Source organism: Pseudoalteromonas sp. MT33b, from assembly GCF_014117385.1.
In the GTDB taxonomy this organism is placed as follows: Bacteria; Pseudomonadota; Gammaproteobacteria; order Enterobacterales; family Alteromonadaceae; genus Pseudoalteromonas; species Pseudoalteromonas lipolytica.
In genome coordinates this window covers 147,537-166,284 of record NZ_CP059831.1, presented here as the reverse complement: position 1 = coordinate 166,284, position 18,748 = coordinate 147,537, and the positions used below count along the sequence as shown (strand labels likewise).

General features: G+C 41.8%; 14 protein-coding genes and 3 tRNA genes. 4 read left to right on the top strand and 13 right to left on the bottom strand.

Going from position 1 to position 18,748, the window contains the following annotated elements:
• Positions 1-6: 6 nt before the first annotated feature.
• Together H3302_RS00800 and H3302_RS00795 are read left to right on the top strand one after the other, a co-directional pair.
• On the top strand, positions 7-2,502 hold the full coding sequence (locus H3302_RS00800; protein ID WP_182395976.1) for a S9 family peptidase: 2,496 nt from the start codon (positions 7-9) through the stop codon (positions 2,500-2,502).
• A gap of 165 nt (positions 2,503-2,667) precedes the next feature.
• A complete protein-coding gene (locus tag H3302_RS00795) occupies positions 2,668-3,372 on the top strand; it encodes a response regulator transcription factor (protein ID WP_036974296.1) in 705 nt (234 codons plus the stop codon).
• A gap of 96 nt (positions 3,373-3,468) precedes the next feature.
• On the opposite strand, the gene H3302_RS00790 is transcribed toward H3302_RS00795, so the two are convergent.
• From H3302_RS00790 to nudE, 11 genes are all read right to left on the bottom strand, one after another.
• Positions 3,469-4,980 (bottom strand): YifB family Mg chelatase-like AAA ATPase, encoded by a 1,512-nt coding sequence (locus H3302_RS00790; RefSeq protein ID WP_180311289.1) that lies wholly within the window; start codon positions 4,978-4,980, stop codon positions 3,469-3,471.
• A gap of 38 nt (positions 4,981-5,018) precedes the next feature.
• A complete protein-coding gene (locus H3302_RS00785) occupies positions 5,019-5,633 on the bottom strand; it encodes a trimeric intracellular cation channel family protein (RefSeq protein WP_036974258.1) in 615 nt (204 codons plus the stop codon).
• Positions 5,634-5,703: 70 nt separating this feature from the next.
• Positions 5,704-6,075 carry a hypothetical protein gene (locus H3302_RS00780; RefSeq protein WP_075594189.1) on the bottom strand — a complete coding sequence of 124 codons (372 nt, stop codon included), beginning with the start codon at positions 6,073-6,075 and terminating at the stop codon, positions 5,704-5,706.
• 55 nt (positions 6,076-6,130) lie between these two features.
• Positions 6,131-9,628: a PKD domain-containing protein gene (locus H3302_RS00775; protein WP_182395974.1), complete on the bottom strand. Its 3,498-nt coding sequence runs from the start codon at positions 9,626-9,628 to the stop codon at positions 6,131-6,133.
• 297 nt (positions 9,629-9,925) lie between these two features.
• A complete protein-coding gene (locus tag H3302_RS00770) occupies positions 9,926-12,859 on the bottom strand; it encodes an ATP-binding protein (RefSeq protein WP_220469619.1) in 2,934 nt (977 codons plus the stop codon).
• Positions 12,832-13,926: a two-component regulator propeller domain-containing protein gene (locus H3302_RS00765; RefSeq protein WP_182395970.1), complete on the bottom strand. Its 1,095-nt coding sequence runs from the start codon at positions 13,924-13,926 to the stop codon at positions 12,832-12,834. The genes H3302_RS00770 and H3302_RS00765 overlap by 28 nt, the downstream gene beginning before the upstream one ends.
• Positions 13,927-14,376: 450 nt before the next feature.
• Positions 14,377-14,453, bottom strand: a tRNA-Met gene (locus tag H3302_RS00760).
• 63 nt (positions 14,454-14,516) lie between these two features.
• Positions 14,517-14,593 (bottom strand) — tRNA-Met (locus tag H3302_RS00755).
• A gap of 63 nt (positions 14,594-14,656) precedes the next feature.
• Positions 14,657-14,733 (bottom strand) — tRNA-Met (locus tag H3302_RS00750).
• Between the two features lie 138 nt (positions 14,734-14,871).
• Entirely contained in the window at positions 14,872-15,669 is a 798-nt protein-coding gene (gene cysQ, locus H3302_RS00745; protein WP_036974269.1) for a 3'(2'),5'-bisphosphate nucleotidase CysQ, read from the bottom strand.
• Complete coding sequence (gene nudE / locus H3302_RS00740) at positions 15,662-16,234, bottom strand: ADP compounds hydrolase NudE (protein WP_036974304.1); 573 nt, start codon at positions 16,232-16,234, stop codon at positions 15,662-15,664. The genes cysQ and nudE overlap by 8 nt, the downstream gene beginning before the upstream one ends.
• A gap of 61 nt (positions 16,235-16,295) precedes the next feature.
• Here nudE and yrfG point away from each other — a divergent pair, with 61 nt between their 5' ends.
• On the top strand, positions 16,296-16,952 hold the full coding sequence (gene yrfG, locus H3302_RS00735) for a GMP/IMP nucleotidase (protein ID WP_036974272.1): 657 nt from the start codon (positions 16,296-16,298) through the stop codon (positions 16,950-16,952).
• A gap of 12 nt (positions 16,953-16,964) precedes the next feature.
• Here the strand turns inward: yrfG and H3302_RS00730 are convergent, their stop codons facing one another.
• Complete coding sequence (locus tag H3302_RS00730) at positions 16,965-17,585, bottom strand: dUTP diphosphatase (protein ID WP_075594192.1); 621 nt, start codon at positions 17,583-17,585, stop codon at positions 16,965-16,967.
• Positions 17,586-17,709: 124 nt separating this feature from the next.
• On the opposite strand from H3302_RS00730, the gene H3302_RS00725 reads away from it, so the two are divergent.
• Positions 17,710-18,336, top strand: coding sequence for a peroxiredoxin-like family protein (locus tag H3302_RS00725; protein ID WP_036974307.1), 627 nt, complete (start codon positions 17,710-17,712; stop codon positions 18,334-18,336).
• A 43-nt stretch (positions 18,337-18,379) separates the two neighbouring features.
• Here H3302_RS00725 and H3302_RS00720 read toward each other — a convergent pair whose 3' ends face one another.
• The gene (locus H3302_RS00720; RefSeq protein ID WP_075594193.1) at positions 18,380-18,748 is read right to left on the bottom strand and encodes a YacL family protein; all 369 of its coding nucleotides are present in this window, start codon (positions 18,746-18,748) and stop codon (positions 18,380-18,382) included.

Sequence of the window (18,748 nt, the reverse complement as noted above, 5' to 3'; positions counted from 1 at the left end):
TAAATCATGATGTTTACAACAACTTGGCTGAGCAAGCGCGCTCGCTTAAAAACAGCACTCAGCGCTGTGGCACTGTGCACTTTAACAAGCACAGCAATGGCTGCTGCCATTGATAAGTCTGCAATACAATTTATTGGTCCACTTAGCGATGACATGCAACTTAAGCCCTATCAAACCGAGCACCGCGATGCCATCATCGCCAATCTACTGCCACACTTACAAAAAAATACCTCCCGTGTACGTGTCTTTGGTGATGAACAAGATTGGCAAGCATTTGATAAAGTAAGTGCCCTTACTTTAGGGGGCCTGCAAGCCCTAAAATTCACAGCGTCAGCCGAACGTTTTAGTCAAGGTAAGTTAACGTTAAAGGGGATCGAAAACGCCCAGTTATTTATTAACGGCGAAAAACAGACTGAAAAAGATAAAACTTATGAATTGGCATTGAGTCAAGGCGACCATCAAATAGTGATCATCACAGAGCAAGTGCCTAATTGGCATGATGTTGCCATTGATTTTGAAGCTAAATCAGAGGAAAGCGCTCTGACCTTTTCAGCAAAAGAGCAGCATGGTTTATCGGCAAAGCAATTATTTGATGCGCCAACGATAAGCTACATTTCTATGTCACCAAATGGCGCACATTTTTTGGCGAGTACACGCCATTACGACGATAAATCAGCAAACCAAGCTCTGTATGTCACTGAGTTAAAAAACGCTAAAAATAAGACTATTTATCGTTTTGAATCAGCGCAGCCTAGCAATATAACTTGGAGCCCAGACGGTTCAAGCTTGGTGTATTTAATCGAGGGCGAGCTTAAGCGCTTAAATTTAGAAACACTGCAACTCACTGTCATAGCTAAGCATCTTGCAGGCGCAAATGGGTTTCAATTTTACAATAATGACAGCTTAATTTTTAGTTGGTCAAAATCACCCAGCGACGATGGAAAACTCACCAAGCACTATCAAGGGCTTCAAGACCGTTGGTCTTATGCGCGTACCACGTCACAAGTGTACTTACTCGATATAAGCACAGGATTAAGTAAAATTTTAAGTCAAGGCCCGCTGAGCCATTCACTTGAAGACTTCGATGCTCAACAAGGTGTTGTGTTAATGAGTCGCTCAGCCCAAGCTATGAACCGTTCGCCAGAACCCGCGACTGAACTTGTTGAGCTAAATATTGCCACTGCAGCGAGTAATGTACTTGGCCAATTTAAAACCTTTAATCAAGCAAAATACACCGACGACGGTATTTATGTTACAGCTGGCCCTGACTTCAGAGATGGCCTTGGCCGTAATTTACCCGAAGGCATGCTTGCCAATAATTACGATGGGCAACTTTACTTACTTAGCCGCGATGGCAAAAAAGCGACACCACTAAGCAAAGAGTTTGACCCGGCGATAGGCCAACTTACGGTGCTTGCAAATGGCGATGCACTGTTAAAAGTGACTGAGCAAGATACTGTGCAATTATATCAATACGATTTAAGCAAAAAACGTTTTAACAACGTGAATACAGGCTTTGATGTTGTTGAGCAATTTAGTTTCTCAGACGAGCGTAACCCTACTCTGCTTGTTACAGGCACCACAGCATCAACACCACAACAACTTAAGCAACTCACTGTAGGTAAAAGTCGTACTAAGGTGCTGTGGGACTCCACACCAATTAGCTACCAACACACTGATATTGCAGCGCTTGAAGAGTTTAATTTCATTAACCCTGAAGGTGTAGAAATTAAAGGTCGCGTGTACTTGCCGCATAATATAGATAAGAGTAAACAATACCCTGCTTTGGTTTACTACTATGGCGGTACATCACCGGTGACGCGTGGCTTTACTGGGCGTTACCCTTTTAACCTGTGGGCGGAACATGGTTATGTGGTTTACGTTATTCAACCAACAGGTGCAACGGGATTTGGCCAAGAGTTTTCGGCTAAACACGTTAATGCATGGGGTGAATACACCGCAAACGATATTATTAATGGCACACGAGCATTTCTTAACCAGTATCCGTTTGTCGATAGTAAACGCGTTGGTAACTTAGGCGCCTCATACGGTGGCTTTATGACCATGCTGCTGGCGACAAAAACAGATATGTTTAGTGCCTCTATTGCACATGCGGGAATTTCAAATATCACGTCTTATTGGGGCCAAGGTTGGTGGGGATATTTATACTCAGCTGAAGCATCTAAAAATAGCTACCCGTGGAATAACCCGCAACTTTATAGCCAACACAGTCCCGTGTTTCATGCTGACAAAGTAACAACGCCGCTATTACTACTTCATGGTGACTCAGATACCAATGTACCGGTTGGTGAAAGCCACAATATGTACACGGCATTAAAGTTATTAGGTAAAGATGTTGATCTGATTGAATATAAAGGTGCAGATCACCAAATATTTGCCCGTGACAAACGCTTTGATTGGTGGAATACGATGCTGGCTTATTTCGATAAAAACTTAAAAGATCAGCCTCAATGGTGGCAGTATCTTTACCCTGAAAAATAACAAAAAAACATCACTGAGTACCTGCAAAGGTACTCAGCTTTTTACAAATATATAAAAGCTAAGCCATTAAATTGTAAGAAACAGTTACAAACCGCTCCATTGCACTTCTCAGCCTTTACCATACAGTGCTAACATAACAGCAAATCAAGTATGAAATTAAAGCGAATGACTATTCAAGTTTTATTGGTTGAAGACGACGAGCTTCTCGTTAAACGCATTCTCAATCATTTTAAAGAGACTGAATTTAATATTGAGGTAGATTCAACGGGAGCCGATGCTTTAAGCATCGTGCAATCACGTGCCTCTCTACAAGATGCAATTTCTCTGGCAGTGATCGACATAGTCTTACCCAAGCGCGATGGTTTGTTACTTGCCAAAGAGCTCAATGCACTGACCAATATTGGTGTAATTGTTTTATCTAGTCGTGACTCACAAGCCGATCGTATTGCAGGCCTTGCTCAAGGCGCTGATGATTATATTTGTAAACCGGTTGACCTGCTTGAACTTGAGCTAAGAATGCGCGCCCTTTACAAACGTTTAAAAGGCTCACAACACGACGATGAAAGTGAAGAGTTTATAGAATATGCCGACTTTAAGCTGCACCCTGACAATCGCACTTTGATCACCCCAAGTGGCGAAGAGTCTCGCCTCACTGAAGCTGAACATAAAGTGCTTATTTGCTTGATTGCCAACGCAGGAAAAGCAACCTCTCGAGAGAAAATATCTGAAGAGATTGGGCAACCCGACTGGAGCCCAAGTGACCGTACCGTCGATGTGTTAATTGGCCGTTTACGTAAAAAGCTCAGTGACGAAAAAGATCAAAAGCGCATCGTAACAGTTCGTGGTAAAGGTTATATGCTTTCTATTTAGGTATACACAGCGCCTAAATGACTCATTGTTTATAAACATACCACCTAACACGGTGACGCTTGCTAAAACACGTAAAATATTGAATAAAGCATCGATTTAAAATTGTGTTAATTGGCTTATTAGGCGCTCAAAGGCACGATAATTTAATGCCTCTTTTAATTCGCTTAAGGTGATCGTTGGTTGCTCTTTTAAGTCACTAATTGTTCGGGCAACTTTAATAACACGATGATAAGAACGTGGTGACAGCGCCAGTTTTTCACTGGCTCTCGCTAGAAACTGCAACTCTGCAGCTGCAAGCTCACAATATCGATTCATTTCTTTATTGTTCAATCGTGCATTCACTTTACCTTGCCGTGCATGCTGAAGCGCATGCGCTCGCTCCACACGTTTACGTACTTGCTGACTGCTCTCTTCTGGTTCGGTACTTTGCAATTGAGCGCTGGTAAGTCGTGGTAATTCAATTTGTAAATCTATTCGGTCAATAAACGGACCCGATACACGAGATAAATAGCGCAATACTTGATCTGGTGTCGCACGCTTGTCGGTATGGCTTCCCGTTGGGCTGGGGTTAAGTGCAGCTATAAGCTGAAATTGAGAAGGAAACTCCATTTGCCTCGCAGCCCTTGATATTGTTACGACCCCAGTTTCCATTGGCTCACGAAGCGAGTCTAGCACTTTACGCTCAAACTCAGGGAGCTCATCCAAAAATAACACGCCGTTGTGTGCCAGTGAAATTTCACCGGGCTTCGGGTTCGATGACCCTCCAACCAGCGCGACTGCCGAACAAGTATGATGTGGATTTCGAAAGGGACGCTCTCGCCACTTAGATAAATCAACAGACTGACCAATAATAGAATAAAGCGCCGCGGTGCTTATTGCTTCATCATCCGACATGGTCGGCATAATGCTTGGCATTCGCTGTGCTAGCATCGATTTACCCGTGCCTGGCGGGCCTAAAAAAAGCAAGTTATGGCCACCAGCAGCCGCGATTTCCAACACACGTTTGGCACCAGGTTGGCCTTTAACATCACTTAAATCATAGATTGAATCGCGTTCTATTTGTTGCTCTGGGTACTCAATATTAAGCGGTAAGGGCTGCTGATTCAGTAAGTCGTTCCATACATCTTGAATAGAATAAATCGCTTTACGTGACACACCAGAAACAAGACTGGCTAAGGTGTCGTTTTCCGCTGGTAAAAAACAGCACCGGCCCTTTTCTTTCGCTCCTAATACGGAGGGTAAAATGGCATTCACTCCCCTTACTTCACCATTTAAGGCCAGCTCACCATAAAACTCATAGCGATGAATATCAGGGCACACTATTTGCCCTGATGCCACTAAAATCCCAACGGCAATGGCTAAGTCAAAGCGCCCTCCGTCTTTGGGTAGGTCAGCGGGCGCAAGATTAACGGTGATGCGCTGATCGGGAAAACCAAATTGTGAGTTTTCAAGCGCACTGCGTACTCTATCTTTAGCCTCTTTTACAGAGGCTTCAGGTAAACCAACAATATGAAAAGCAGGTAAGCCATTCCCTAAATGCACTTCGACAATGACTTCTGGAGCTTGCACTCCTACTTGAGCACGAGAGAAAATCCGAGCTAATGACACGTTCCGTTGTCCCTGTAATGTATCCTTGTTATTACAGTTTAGTCGGGATATTTAAAAACATGTAATGTGAGGTTCCACTTCATTGCTGCAAGTCGTAATGTGAGTGTCATTAACATGGCCAGTACCATGGCCATTTCTGTCACTAACCCAAGTGAAATTCCCACTGTATAAACGATGCCACCCGCGATACAAGTGATCGCATAAAGCTCACCTTTTAATAACATAGGTATGTTGCCAGCAAGTACATCGCGGATCATGCCTCCGAAGCAACCTGTAATCACTCCCATAATAATAGCCGTGGTATCTGGCATGCCTGCAAGCAGGGCTTTTTGCGCCCCCATTACAGCAAAAAAAGCCAAACCAAACGCATCCGCTATTTGTAAAGCATATAACGGAATAGAGCGCTGTTTATTGATTAGCCGTGTCGAAATAAAAACTGAGACTAGAATAGCCCAAAAGTAACTTTGATCATGTAACCAAAAAACTGGAATATCTAAAATGAGGTCTCGTAAGGTCCCACCCCCAATGGCTGTAACGGTCGCTAACACAACAACTCCAAAGCCATCCATTTTTTTATCGTACGCTAACAACGTCCCAGAAACAGCAAACACGGCAACGCCGATTAAATCAAACCAATGGTAAAGTTCCGTCATGTTTGTAACTAAAAAGTAATGTTACTTACGTTGTAACATAAACTTTTCAATCTTTTAAGCGAAGAATCAATTACTCGCCGCTTTCTACCAGCTCAATAAATTGGAGACTTTGCATCATAACCCCATCAGCAAGTGTGGTATCAGAAAAGTACGATTCCTTTTCGGTCGCTTTACTGGGTGTCGCTAATAACACGTTATAGTCCTCTTCTAGCTCAAGCCATAAACTCCGCTCTTTGGCAGTCAACTGCGAATGTTGCTTGCGAACACGATCAGCTTCATAAAAGGCTTCTTGTGCTTTTAAAAATGCATCTTGTGCACTTTCATCCATTTCTTCGCTTGAAAACAAACTAGTACCAATATCGCTGATATCTTCTTGTACTGCATCCATTGTTTTACAGGCTGTTAGGCTGAGTAGAAGAACTGAGAAATAAAATAGTTTCATTGATTAAATCCTCAAAAAAAGCCCAGTAACATTGCTGTTACTGGGCTGTGCACGGTTACTGCTTAATTAAACTGCCTGATACAAAAGAATGCAGAGCAGGGTCATCGTTATCATCATAGGTTTCTGGCACTTCGAAGCCTAAAGTCTCAACACTAAAACCGCCATCTATCATCATTATGGGGGTCATGAGTACACCATAACCGTAGTTTTGAGTAACGGTCGGGTCGCTGTACATCATTAACGAACCTAGGTGTAGCTCCCATGTCGCTTCTCTCACTTCACCCTCTAATTCAAATGTTGCGGTACCATCATTTGAAATAACAACATTCGATGTTTGCATACCACTGCCATCATCTGCCATGTAGGTAAATACATGTGAGCCCACTAACTCTGTTTCAGTAAAGGTCGCTTGTTCTATTACTCGCGTGACTCGCTCCATGATGCCGAAATCGTCGCCATCTTTAAAGTGTATAAAGTTACCTTGCGCTTTCACAATAAAGTTAGGGTCGGCTTGCTCAATAGGACTACCATAGGTTTTTTCATAGAAGTCTACTGACACCTTTTGAGTTTCTGTATCGTAGCTGTAATAACCACCTGAAATACCTAACTCATTAAACTCAGTATCATGTGCTAACTCTAAGAATGTGCCATCTTCTTTAAATACGGCAATAAAGAAGTCACTGTCAAATGAGCCATCATAGTATCCCCCTATCAGCGGATTAGTTGCACTGTAAATGCGTGTGAGCGTTACAGTACCTTCACCTTCAATATCTAGGGTTAACGTATCACCAGATACGGTGGCTGTGATTGCTCCAGCATCATCAATACCAAAACTACCATTTGTATCTTCGCTAATTTGAACAGAGAACTCACCTGTTGACTCGTTCCAGGTAAAGTCACCTATTTCATAACCCGCAAAGGCTGTCTCATCATCAGGGTCTGACATAGCTTGGATTTGTAACCACTTACCATCACGTAAAATCACCGCCACTTCAGGTTCATCAGCGAGTTGCCATGCACCATCAAGAGGATGAATAGTCGCGGGACGTTCTATAACAACTTGTTCTTGAGCCATAGCCTCATCGAAGTACCATGCCTGCTTAGCATCTTCTGTACAGCTACTTCCTTGACTGTAAACACACACAGTTAAGAAATCGCGGTCAAATTCAACGACCTCAAACACCCATTCATTAGACATCAACTTACCACTTTGCAGTGCATAGCTGTTTTGCATATACGCGCCTTGATAGGTTGTTGCTATTGAGTACTCAAAAGCATCTGAACTTTTGTCAGTGATAGTTGCCAACTCAATGGTTTCTACCCCAAGCTCTTTTGGAGTATAGAAGTTTGAGAAGTAACGATAGCTTGTATCATCTTCAGCATACATATGCTCCCACCAATACGGCGCAAATCGACTTACACCATAATCGCTTGAAACAGAAAACTCTCGAATGTGAGAAGCATAATATCCAGGCATTTCGGTGCCATCCATTTCAAATGCACGGTATTTACGATAGGTAAAGAAGTGCTCGCCATCTTTTGCTAGCAGCTGTTGTGTAAACTCAGTATAGACAGGGCAGCTATTGTCGGGTTTATCACAGGTTGCCGATATGCCTCCGGTGTCGGTGTAGTAGTTATTTCGAACAAACACACCTTCGCTGTTAATCTGCCAAGAGCGATAATGTTGATTAAGGCTAAAATTCATTAAGCCATCATCATATACGTCGTAATGGAGATCAGGTTGCGCTGAATTTACACCTTGATAAATAGTCCATTTACCCAACACATCACTGTTTGTAAGCTGCAGCGTGTTATCTTTTACAAATAACCCTGTACTTGTAATACTTGAATCATCCGTTTTAGACATTAAAGATGCTGTGAATTGGTAACCGACATTCAGTGATTTTATAAACCAAAACGAGTAGTCAAACGTAAGTGACTCATCGGTGCTAGAAATCATCAACTGGTTATCAGACACTGACCAAGTAATCGCAACCGGTGCATTGCTATTATTGATAAGTGTTCCCGTACCACCTTCAACTAAATTAAAATTAACGGCACTGCTGTAGCCGTAAAAATCAGATGTATTATCGACATACCATGAACCGACTAAATCGGCTGCGGCAACATTTAAGGTTTGTGTTTTATCGATTAACGTACGATTCGCGGTCAACTCTTCTGTCGATGTTATCTCAGTCGTTGATTCGTTTTTCGTTTCAAACGCTGAATAAAGCTCAACAGTTCTATTAGCGTCATTTTCAAGTAAAATGCGCATATCCAAATCAGTTAAGTACTCGCACATTTCTTCTTGAGTCACTGTACCTACATCAAAATAACACGATACTTTGACTGGCTCAGGAACAGTAATACTGACGACATCATTGTCCTGTGTCCAAGAGAATGAAGCATTAAAATTAATAAAAACATAACTGCCCGTTCCATCAGCGTTAAAATTAATCTGACCCGCGCCAAAACGCGTGTAATACTTGGGCGCCATAACAACATAGTCACCCACAACACTGCCAAATGAGTTATCAACCAACTCTTCATCGTCTTTAATGGTTTCTTTTACTGTTTCTATTAAGGCTGGATCTTGACTGTTCACGGTGTTGATAAAGTCATCAATACCCTCGCTGTCACTGACTAAATCAAGCGTAGACTCTACCCCTTCAGGTAAGCTGTAATCAGGATTATCAACAATAATTTTAATTAGTGCTGATAGCAGCAGTTTTTCGTCAGCATCAATCGCAAGCAAGGCTTTGTCTAATGCATCCTCAGAATCAACCGTGTCGTTATCACGACTAATAAGAGCAAATTCAGCAGTACTTACATTGGTAATGTTGACACCAAAGTTTTCTTCTTTGCTCAGTGTTCCATCTTCGCCTGCTTGCGAGATTAAAGTAGCAATCGACTTAAGTTGAGAAACAAACTCTACACCCGGGTTGATGGCGTTATCGCCTTGCGCAACAAGTTTCACCAGTTTATTAGCAAAAGAGTCGTCTACTTCAACATCAACACGGTAGCGGCCTTGCTCATCAGCAGTAATCTCAAATAACTCATCTCCAATTTGTACCGCCACATTTGAATTTATAATGGGCTCATCCGTTACAATACCTGTAATTGTGACACTGAGCACTTTACGCTTTAATTGAATAGTGACTTGTGCATTAGCTGTTGCACCATCGTCATCGGTGACGGTCACAGATAACACCACATCCGCATCATCTTCAATTGCAGGTGCCGTTATCGTTAGGCTGCTACTGTCACTACCCGACAAAGCTAAATCAGGACCAGAAATCTGCGACCATGCATAAGTACTAATAGTGCCGTCACTATCAGTGGCGGTTGCTAGAAGCGTTAACTCGCTACCTTCGGTGAGTGTTTCATCGCTGCTTATTGATACTGTAGGGCTTTTATTTTCTGCAACTGGCGGCTTTTTATCCTCGTCGCTATCGCTTCCACTGCCACCACAAGCGGTTAAACCGACAAGACTTGTCGCGAGCAGTAGCTGTTTAAAGTGATTTATTAATCGTGAATTAGGAGGGCTCATCATGTCATTCCTTACATTGATTGCTACGTAGCCACCCAAAAAGAGGCAACTGCACAAACAGTTGCCATATCTCAAGGGAAGCGAAATCTAACAATTATGAACAAAGGCGGGATCTCCGTGACTTCCTTAACCATATACTGAGTTCAGCTATGTTTGCCCGTCAAATATGAACACGTGAGATCCCATCAAAACGGTTCATCTTTCGTTAAGTTTTATAGGTTAGATGAGATGCAAAAATTATGTATGCTTGATGCCGACAAAAATGTACTCAAATACGACATAACAATAAAAATCAATAAGTTAAACGTAGTGACACTGATATTCTTTTGCCGTCATACCATATTTTACTTTAAAAAATTTCGAGAAATGTGAGCGAGATGAAAAACCAATATCGTCAATCACCAAACTAATTTGACGACCTTGGCGTAACAACTCGGCAGCTTTTATGAGTCGATAATCCCGTAAATATTCACTCGGTGTCATGTTGAGAAACACTTTTAACTTACGCTGCAACTGACGTTCACTCAGTGCGAGATGCTTAGCACAATGCGTCATTGAGAATCCTTGTTGCTGATAATTTTCAGATACATAGTGCTCAAGCTTTTCAAGTAACTGTTTATCACGCGGATCAACGGGAGTATCTGCCTTTGGTGGGCTTTGATCTGGCACCTGAATCACATGCTGTTGAGCATATTGATTAACCCAATCAATCCAATTTTCGACTTTTAATAATAATTCTTCCCTGTCAAAAGGCTTGGTGATTACATCCAGAGCATGTTGTTTTAAACCGCTTACCCGCGTTTCATAGTCTCCTTTAGCAGTGAGTATTATCACGGGAATATGGCACGTAACAGGGGAGCTATGTAACGCATCTAATACGGCAAAGCCATCCACTTTTGGCATCATTAGGTCTGTCACTATCAAATCTGGCACTTGGCTTTGCGCTATTTGCAAACCAACGTGGCCATCTTCTGCCAGTAATACCTGATAACGCGGGTGTAATTCAGTTTTTAAATAATGACGCAACTCATCATTATCCTCGATAACCAGTACGGTAGGTTGCTCACAATTTTTCTTGGCTTTAAGGTTCTCACTGTCGATACTCACCGAGGTTGCCTGCTCGAGAGCCTCAGCTAATGGGAAGCGAAGCGTAAATGTTGTGCCTACCGCTAAGCGACTAACAAGCTGAATGTCGCCTTGATACTTATCAACGAGACGTTTCACAATGGCTAACCCAACACCACTGCCTTCTACATTAGCTTGGCTGCTTACACGATAAAAGATATCAAATACTTTCTCTTTCTCCGCATCAGCAATCCCTTTACCTGTATCGGTCACCTCAATAAAGGCATTGTTATCATGCGTTGTAATTTTTAAGCTTACACTCCCTTGTTTTGTATACTTGAAGGCATTGCTGAGTAAATTGCTTAATATAGTAATTAGCCCCTCTCGGGTGCTTGATATAAAAATTGCTTCTTCTATTTCAACATAAAACTCTACTGATTGCTCACCGAGTACAGAAAACTGTCCTGCAACCTCACGCGCAATCGCAGACAAGGATACAACCTTAATAATCTCTTCATTGCGCTCATCATAACGGGTCAATGTTAAGAGTTTATCGACCAGATTTTCTAAACGTCGACTGTTTCGTAATACCAAGGTTAACTGCTCACGTTTATCTGTGTTTTTTTCATTAAAAATAAGACGCTGCAATGGTGCGATTAACAAACTAAGGGGCGTACGTAACTCATGAGATGCATGCGTAAAAAAGCGCACTTTATTTTCAAGCGAATCACTAAGCGCATCAGCTTGCTGTTCTATCAGCGCTTTTTGCTCTGCAATTTCATCAGTGCGCTCATTGACAAGTTGCTCTAGTTGATACTTTTGTTTACGGATCCGATAGGTCCAAAGCACCGTTAATAACCACACCAAACATAAGACAAGTACTGCGCAAACAACATAAAAAGCAGGGCTTTGCCACCATGGAGCCAGCACTTTGATATTCAATAACAATGGGGCGAGTGCGTTCGCTCCACTTTCGCTACTTGCTTTAACGATAAGCTGATAACTGCCAGGCGGTAAGTTGGTGTAATCTATTGATAAGTAAGGACCAGTTACATTTCTCCATTGCTGTTCAAAACCTTCTAAACGGTAAGAATACTTATTAGTTTTAGGTTCTGAATAATGCAAATAACTGACCTGTAAGTGCATGCGTGTAATATCGGCTGGCACTGTGACGATGCGACTCTTCTCGATTTGGTAAAGGCTACCGAGCTTACTCCCAGCAGAAATAATAAGGTCTTGATCGTCAAACTGTAAACGCGTTAATGCTAACTGCCCACCTTGTTTATTCTTAACGAGTGTTTCAGGGTTAATAACACTTACACCTTGGGTGCCGCCAAACATTAACCGGCCATCTCGCATTTTCAGATAGGCGCCGGCATTAAATTCATTGCCTTGCAAACCGTGACGAGCTTTATAACTGGTGATTGCAAAATTCTCTGGATTTATTTTAGCTAATCCATTGTTTGTACTTACCCAAACCATGCCATCATTGCCTTTTAATAAAGCATAAATCACTTGATTAGGCATACCATCTGCCACATTAATAACCTTTACTTGCTGGCTATTGGTGTCAATGATATTTATTCCATTAGACGTCGCTAACCACATACGTGAACCTTCCTGTAAAAAGGCTCTCACCGTATTATCAGATAAAGCCGATGCGGGGTTACCTTTGCGATAATTAATTAAAGAATCAGTCGCAAAGTTATAGTAATACGCCCCATCCCCATCGGTTGCTATCCACATGTCTGTTGCGGAGCTTTGATATAAGCTTGTCACCCTTGCTGTAGGTATGACTAATTGAGAATGTGCCTGTTTTTCTGAAAAACTGATAAACCGACCTAATTGCCTATCAAAACAAAATAATCCACCACCATTCGTCCCTACCCAGACATTATTTTTCTCATCCACCAGCAAGGCGTAAATACTGTTTTCAGTTAATCCATGGCTCCCTTCATCAGCTCGAAAATGTGTCACACTGCCATCTTGGTGGAGCACATCAATGCCCTGCTGCCAACTACCAACCCAAATGTCTCCATTTAAATCTTCGGTTATCGCTTTAATTGCGTTACTGGTAATTGAATTGGGTAAGTTGCTCGCCACGAGGTGTTTAATACGGTTTAATTGTTGATCAAGGATATCTATCCCGCCCCCCAACTGCCATACCAAATACGTTGCTGCGAATCTTCAAATAGCGCCCAAGCATCTTTACTTGAAAGCGGTGTCGGTTTTTTTAATTTACTGAATTGAAGTGAAGCAGGATCTAGCTTGCTGATACCATTGGCAGTACCAAACCACATAATATCGCTACTATCACGGTAAATACTGTAAACTCGGTCGTGCGCTAAGCTATATCTGTCAAATGGGTCATGGGTTAAAGCAGAAAACGTGTTGGTTTTGCGATCAAAAATATTGATGCCGCCCCCTCGCGTTGCAAGCCATACTCGACCTTGCTGATCAAACTCGATATCACGAATTTCGTTACTGGTTAACCCGTGCTCTGAGTCGCTCGATTTAAGCCATTGCTGCATCGATTTTGCTGATAAATCAATCTTAAATAACCCACCGCCTTGACTGGCCAACCATATTGTTTCGTCATTTGCCTGCTTTATCGCAAAGATACTCGAATGAATGCTAGGTGGCTTTGTAAATCCATTCAACAACGTACTGACAGGTTGTTGCTTAGCAAGATCATAATGAATTAATCCTGCACCATGAGTACCTAGCCACAATACATCGTGTATTTTTGTTATCGCATAAATAGGCTTTTTTATATCCCGCACTAGTGGGGTCACTTTTTCATTGCGTTTATTGTAAGCGAATAAACTGCCATCATACGTGCCGATATACAGCACGTGAGAATCAACAAACAAACTGGTAATACGGTAGTCTGTTAAAATGGGCGAAGAAAATTGGTAATCGTATAACGGGAGTTGATTTACGCCCCCATTGCGGGTGCCTATAAAAAGGTGCGATTCGTTATCGAGTGCAAGCGGATAAATGTAGTTATTCGTTAAACTATTGTTTTCTCCTGTTGACGAAAAAACAATAAATTCATTCCCATCAAAGCGGTTTAACCCTGCTTGCGTAGAGAACCATACAAACCCCTGCTGATCTTGTTGAATATCAAATACAACGCTTTGTGATAAGCCATTATCAATACTGAAATTTTGAAACGCAGGCCACGCAAAAGGTAAAAAAAATAGACTAAAAAGATAAATAAGAAACCGAGTCATCCCTAAAAGCTACACATTTATTATTAGTTATTAATAAAGAATAGTTCAGTTCAGTTAACATTCATAATAGTTCCCCATTTTAACTACATGAAAGAAAAGCTTTTATTATAGCCGGTTCTAAAGCTCATCACGTTTAAGCCCAATAATACCGCTATTGTTTCAGGCAAAAATACGTTGATGTGTATCTAATAATTTTAGTTAATTTAATTTCAGTGGGTTGCGGGAGCGGGGAATTATGAAGGCGAACCGGCGACCTTTAGGTTATAAACCTGAATGTCAGGCATAAAAAAACACGCGGCTGCGTGTCTGATCATTGTTGCTAATTTAATTTCAGTGGGTTGCGGGAGCCTATGAAAGCAAACCGACGACCTTCGGGTCATAAACCTGAATTTCAGGCATAAAAAAACACGCGGTGGCTTGTCTGATCATGTTTGCTAATTTAATTTCAGTTGGTTGCGGGAGCCGGATTTGAACCGACGACCTTCGGGTTATGAGCCCGACGAGCTACCAGGCTGCTCCATCCCGCGCCTGAAATTATTAAGTTTACTTTTCTTCTCACTTAATTTAAGAAGTCAGCCAATTCAAAGAATTGGTTGCGGGAGCCGGATTTGAACCGACGACCTTCGGGTTATGAGCCCGACGAGCTACCAGGCTGCTCCATCCCGCGCCTGAAATTATTAAGTTTATTTTTCTTCTCACTTAATTTAAGAAGTCAGCCAATTTAAAAAATTGGTTGCGGGAGCCGGATTTGAACCGACGACCTTCGGGTTATGAGCCCGACGAGCTACCAGGCTGCTCCATCCCGCGCCTGTAATCTCTTAGTAACATAAGCATGTTAACGATGCCCTGTACCAGAGAGAGCGCTATAATATAGCAAAAAAATTAGAAATCAAGGGTTATAATAATAAAAGCGGTTCAAGCGAACAAAAAGCACACAAAACTACTCTAAATAGCACGTTGATGAGGACTGATCATTTTTTGCCACTCCCAATCTGGGTGTCCCATTACAATAAAATCAGGATTCTCAGTACTTTCTCGTTGATTGTAAGTCAGTGGGTTAAATTCAGCGTCAGTAATGCATCCGCCAGCTTCTTCGACAATTACTTGAGATGCACCAGTATCCCATTCACCTGTTGGGCCAATACGTAAAAAGCAATCTGCTTTCCCCTCAGCAATAATGCAAGCCTTTAATGAACATGACCCTAATGCTACGGTGGCAAACTGAGTATTTAAATATTGACTGACCGCCTCAATTTTTTGCCTGCGACTCACCGCTAATGTTAAGTTATCTGGCGTTGCTACCGAAATTTGCTTATCTTGGCCATTTTCACGTTTAAACGCACCATTTTGATAACTTGCGAAATACGTCACTTGTTTAGCTGGCCAGTGTATAACGCCTAAGACGGGATGATTGTTTTCAATCAACGCAATATTTACCGCAAAGTCGCCACTTTCTAAAATAAACTCTCCCGTACCATCCATAGGATCTAGCAACCAATATCGCTGCCAATGTTTCCTATCTTCAAGTGCTGGAATAGGCGTCTCTTCCGACATAATCGGAATATCGGGAGCCAACTTTCTTAGGCCTGCCATCAATACTTCGTTCGATGCCAAGTCAGCTTTCGTTACGGGTGTATTATCTGACTTTTCTTCAGCACCAATATCATCTTGCTGATAAATAGCCATAATAGCCTCACCTGCCTGCTCAGCTAAACGAATGCACGGTTCTAAAAAATTATTCATTGCCCGCTCCTGACTCTAGGTACTTTGTTAATAATAGCAAAGCTGCAACACTTCGTGCTTCAGTAAAGTCATCTTGTTGTAATAAAGATTGCCAATCTTGTATTGGCCATTTAACAACAACGAGCGGTTCAGGCTCATCACCAGGTAACGTTTCTGGATAAAGTTGCTCTGCATAGAGAATATGCATAGTGGCATTAAAGTAACTGGGTGCCATCGTTACTTTTTTTAGTGCAGAAAAATGCTTCGCACCAAAACCGACCTCTTCTTTAAGCTCTCGGTTTGCGGCTTGCTCTGGTGTTTCTCCAGGATCAATTAAGCCTTTAGGAAAACCGAGTTGATAGTCGTTCGTGCCTGCACAATATTCCCTTACTAATAGCAATTCATTATCAGCTGTAACGGGCACAATCATCACAGCTCCCCGGCCACCACCACGAATTCTTTCGTACTGCCTTTGTTCATCATTAGAAAACTTCAAAGCCAGAGATTCAACAGTAAATAGTCGGCTTTTGGCGACGACTTCGTTAGACAATATTTGCGGAGGTGTTGGGTGCTTTTTCTGTGTCATTGGCATTAATTTGCTATCATGTCAGTTACACTCATGATAAATCTTTTAAAGTGAATTGCCTATGTTAAATTGGTCAAAAATCGATACAGTACTGCTTGATATGGATGGCACTCTGCTCGATTTGCATTTTGATAATTACTTTTGGCTTACCGTTATTCCCGAACAATATGCATTAAAGCATGGACTCAGTTTAGAGCAGGCGAAAACAGACATTTTTCAACGCTATCAAAAAGTAAGCGGCCAAATAAGTTGGTATTGTTTAGATTACTGGCAACAGCAACTCGATTTACCCATTATGGCGTTAAAGCGTGATATTCAGCATTTAATAAAAATTCGCGAAGACGTCCCCCCTTTTCTAACCGAACTTAGAAAAACAGGCAAAGAATTAATCTTACTTACGAATGCCCACCCAGATTGTGTCATGTTAAAGTTTGAGTTAACGGCAATAGACAATTATTTAGATGGCGTTATTTCAACCCATCAATATGGTGTGAGTAAAGAACATCAACCTTTATGGCAGCAAGTGCAACAAGAATGGCAGTTTGATAAAGCGCGCACTTTATTTGTTGATGACAGTCCCGCAGTGCTCGATGCGGCCAAAGAGTTTGGCATAGGCCATATACTTGCGGTTGCCAACCCTGATAGCCGACAACCGCATAAACAGTTCGATGGCTATTTATCTACCACCGACTTTCGTGACTTCATGCCCCTAAAATGAGCATAAATAGGTTTATTTAGGGTAACGCTGCTCTAAGCCTTGATAGACAAGCTTTGCAAAATCAGCATGCTCCGTACCGAGGCTTTTAACGACTTCAACTAAATGCTCGTTATCTTCTTGACCGTTCCACACCTTTATATAACTGCCATCTTTGTAACCATGATCTTGGCGGAAGAAATTAAGTGTATTTTTGCCAACATAGCCACGATATAAATCGTCGATATCCATGCCAATTTGCGCCATACATCCAGCGAATGCGGCAGCATTAAAACGCTTTTCAGCAACGGCGGTTGCAGCCAATAACTCAAGCGTTTGTTTAAAATCGTCAGCTTGCTCAGGCGCACTTAGTTCAGCTTCAAGTTGAGCGGCAAGTTGCTCGTAACTTGTTTCCCCGTCGATACGCAGTGATAAACCAAAATGGAAAATGTCGACCAGCTCCAAAATAACTTGCTCAGTATCTGGGGTTTGTTTTTTCCACCATTTCCAACCATAGTGGTCGAGCATTTCAGCACACTCAACCCAAATAGCACGATACCATTCAAAACCTTGGCTAAACCATTGCTCATGCACTTTTGTATTCATGGCATTTTGCATCTCGAGCATGACAACGATTTTTTGTAAATTAGCAGACATTTTTAATCCCAACTTGCATTTTTATTTAGCTATATACTACAGATAAATTCAGCATTGATGAAATTAAAAAACAGCTAAGCAGGTCTTCATAAGCAGTTGAAAAAAATAATTGAGGAATACCATGCTGAGAACCCTTCTTGTTAGTGCATTACTTGTGCTATCTAGCCAAACACTTGCAGCCACAGCTCATAATATTGCTGACTCGGCAGAGCACGTCAGTCCACTATTGCCTGGATTAACAATTCCAGATGTTGATTTAAAAGACCAAAACGGCACAACCGTTTCTTTAAAAAAACGTTTTAAAGAAAAAACTACCGTATTAATCGTTTACCGAGGTGGATGGTGTCCCTATTGTTCCAAGCAATTAGCCAACGTACAAAAAATTGAGGATCAATTAGCAGACTTGGGGGCACAAATTATTGCAATATCTCCGGATAGTCCAGAAAAGCTAGCCGAGACTAAAATAACCTCTGCGAACTATCAACTACTCTCTGATGATAGTTTGGCATTGAGCCAAACGTTGGGATTGGCATTTTATCTCGATGACAAGACCGCAAAAATTTATCGCAACAAGTTAGGGGTTAACTTTGTATCACTCGATGGCAAAGCACAGGTTGCGTTACCCGTTCCTGCTGTTTTTGTAGTAGATAAGCAAGGGCTTATCCACTTTCAGTATGCGAACCCTAATTATAAAGTTCGTTTAACAGAAGACGTATTGTTAGCCGCAGTTAAATCAGTGAGCGAACAATAAACACACTATCGAGTGATTAATTAAGTAGGGCTTTAAGCCCTGCTTAACGACCTTGCGCAAACGCGTGCCAAGACTCAATTAAATCAACAAAATCCTCAAAACCGCAGCCACTGCTTAAGCCATTTTCTTCAAGCATTAAATCATCATCCTGATACGCCATGAGATCTTCATTATCTTGATGAAGAGCATGGGCTTCAAACAACGCTTCGTCCTTACTCAAAATCAAATCTATTTCTTGGCCTTGCAGTGTTAAGGGCTCATGGCTATTTTTAACGGCGGAAATTAGCGCCTGGACCATCGCTATTTTTTCTTTGCCTATTTCTTCATTCAACCAACGACCGATAACCGCATGTTCAGTCGAAATTTTAATACGTAAACCGCTCATTGGATCGCGGATAAATTGATATTCCAT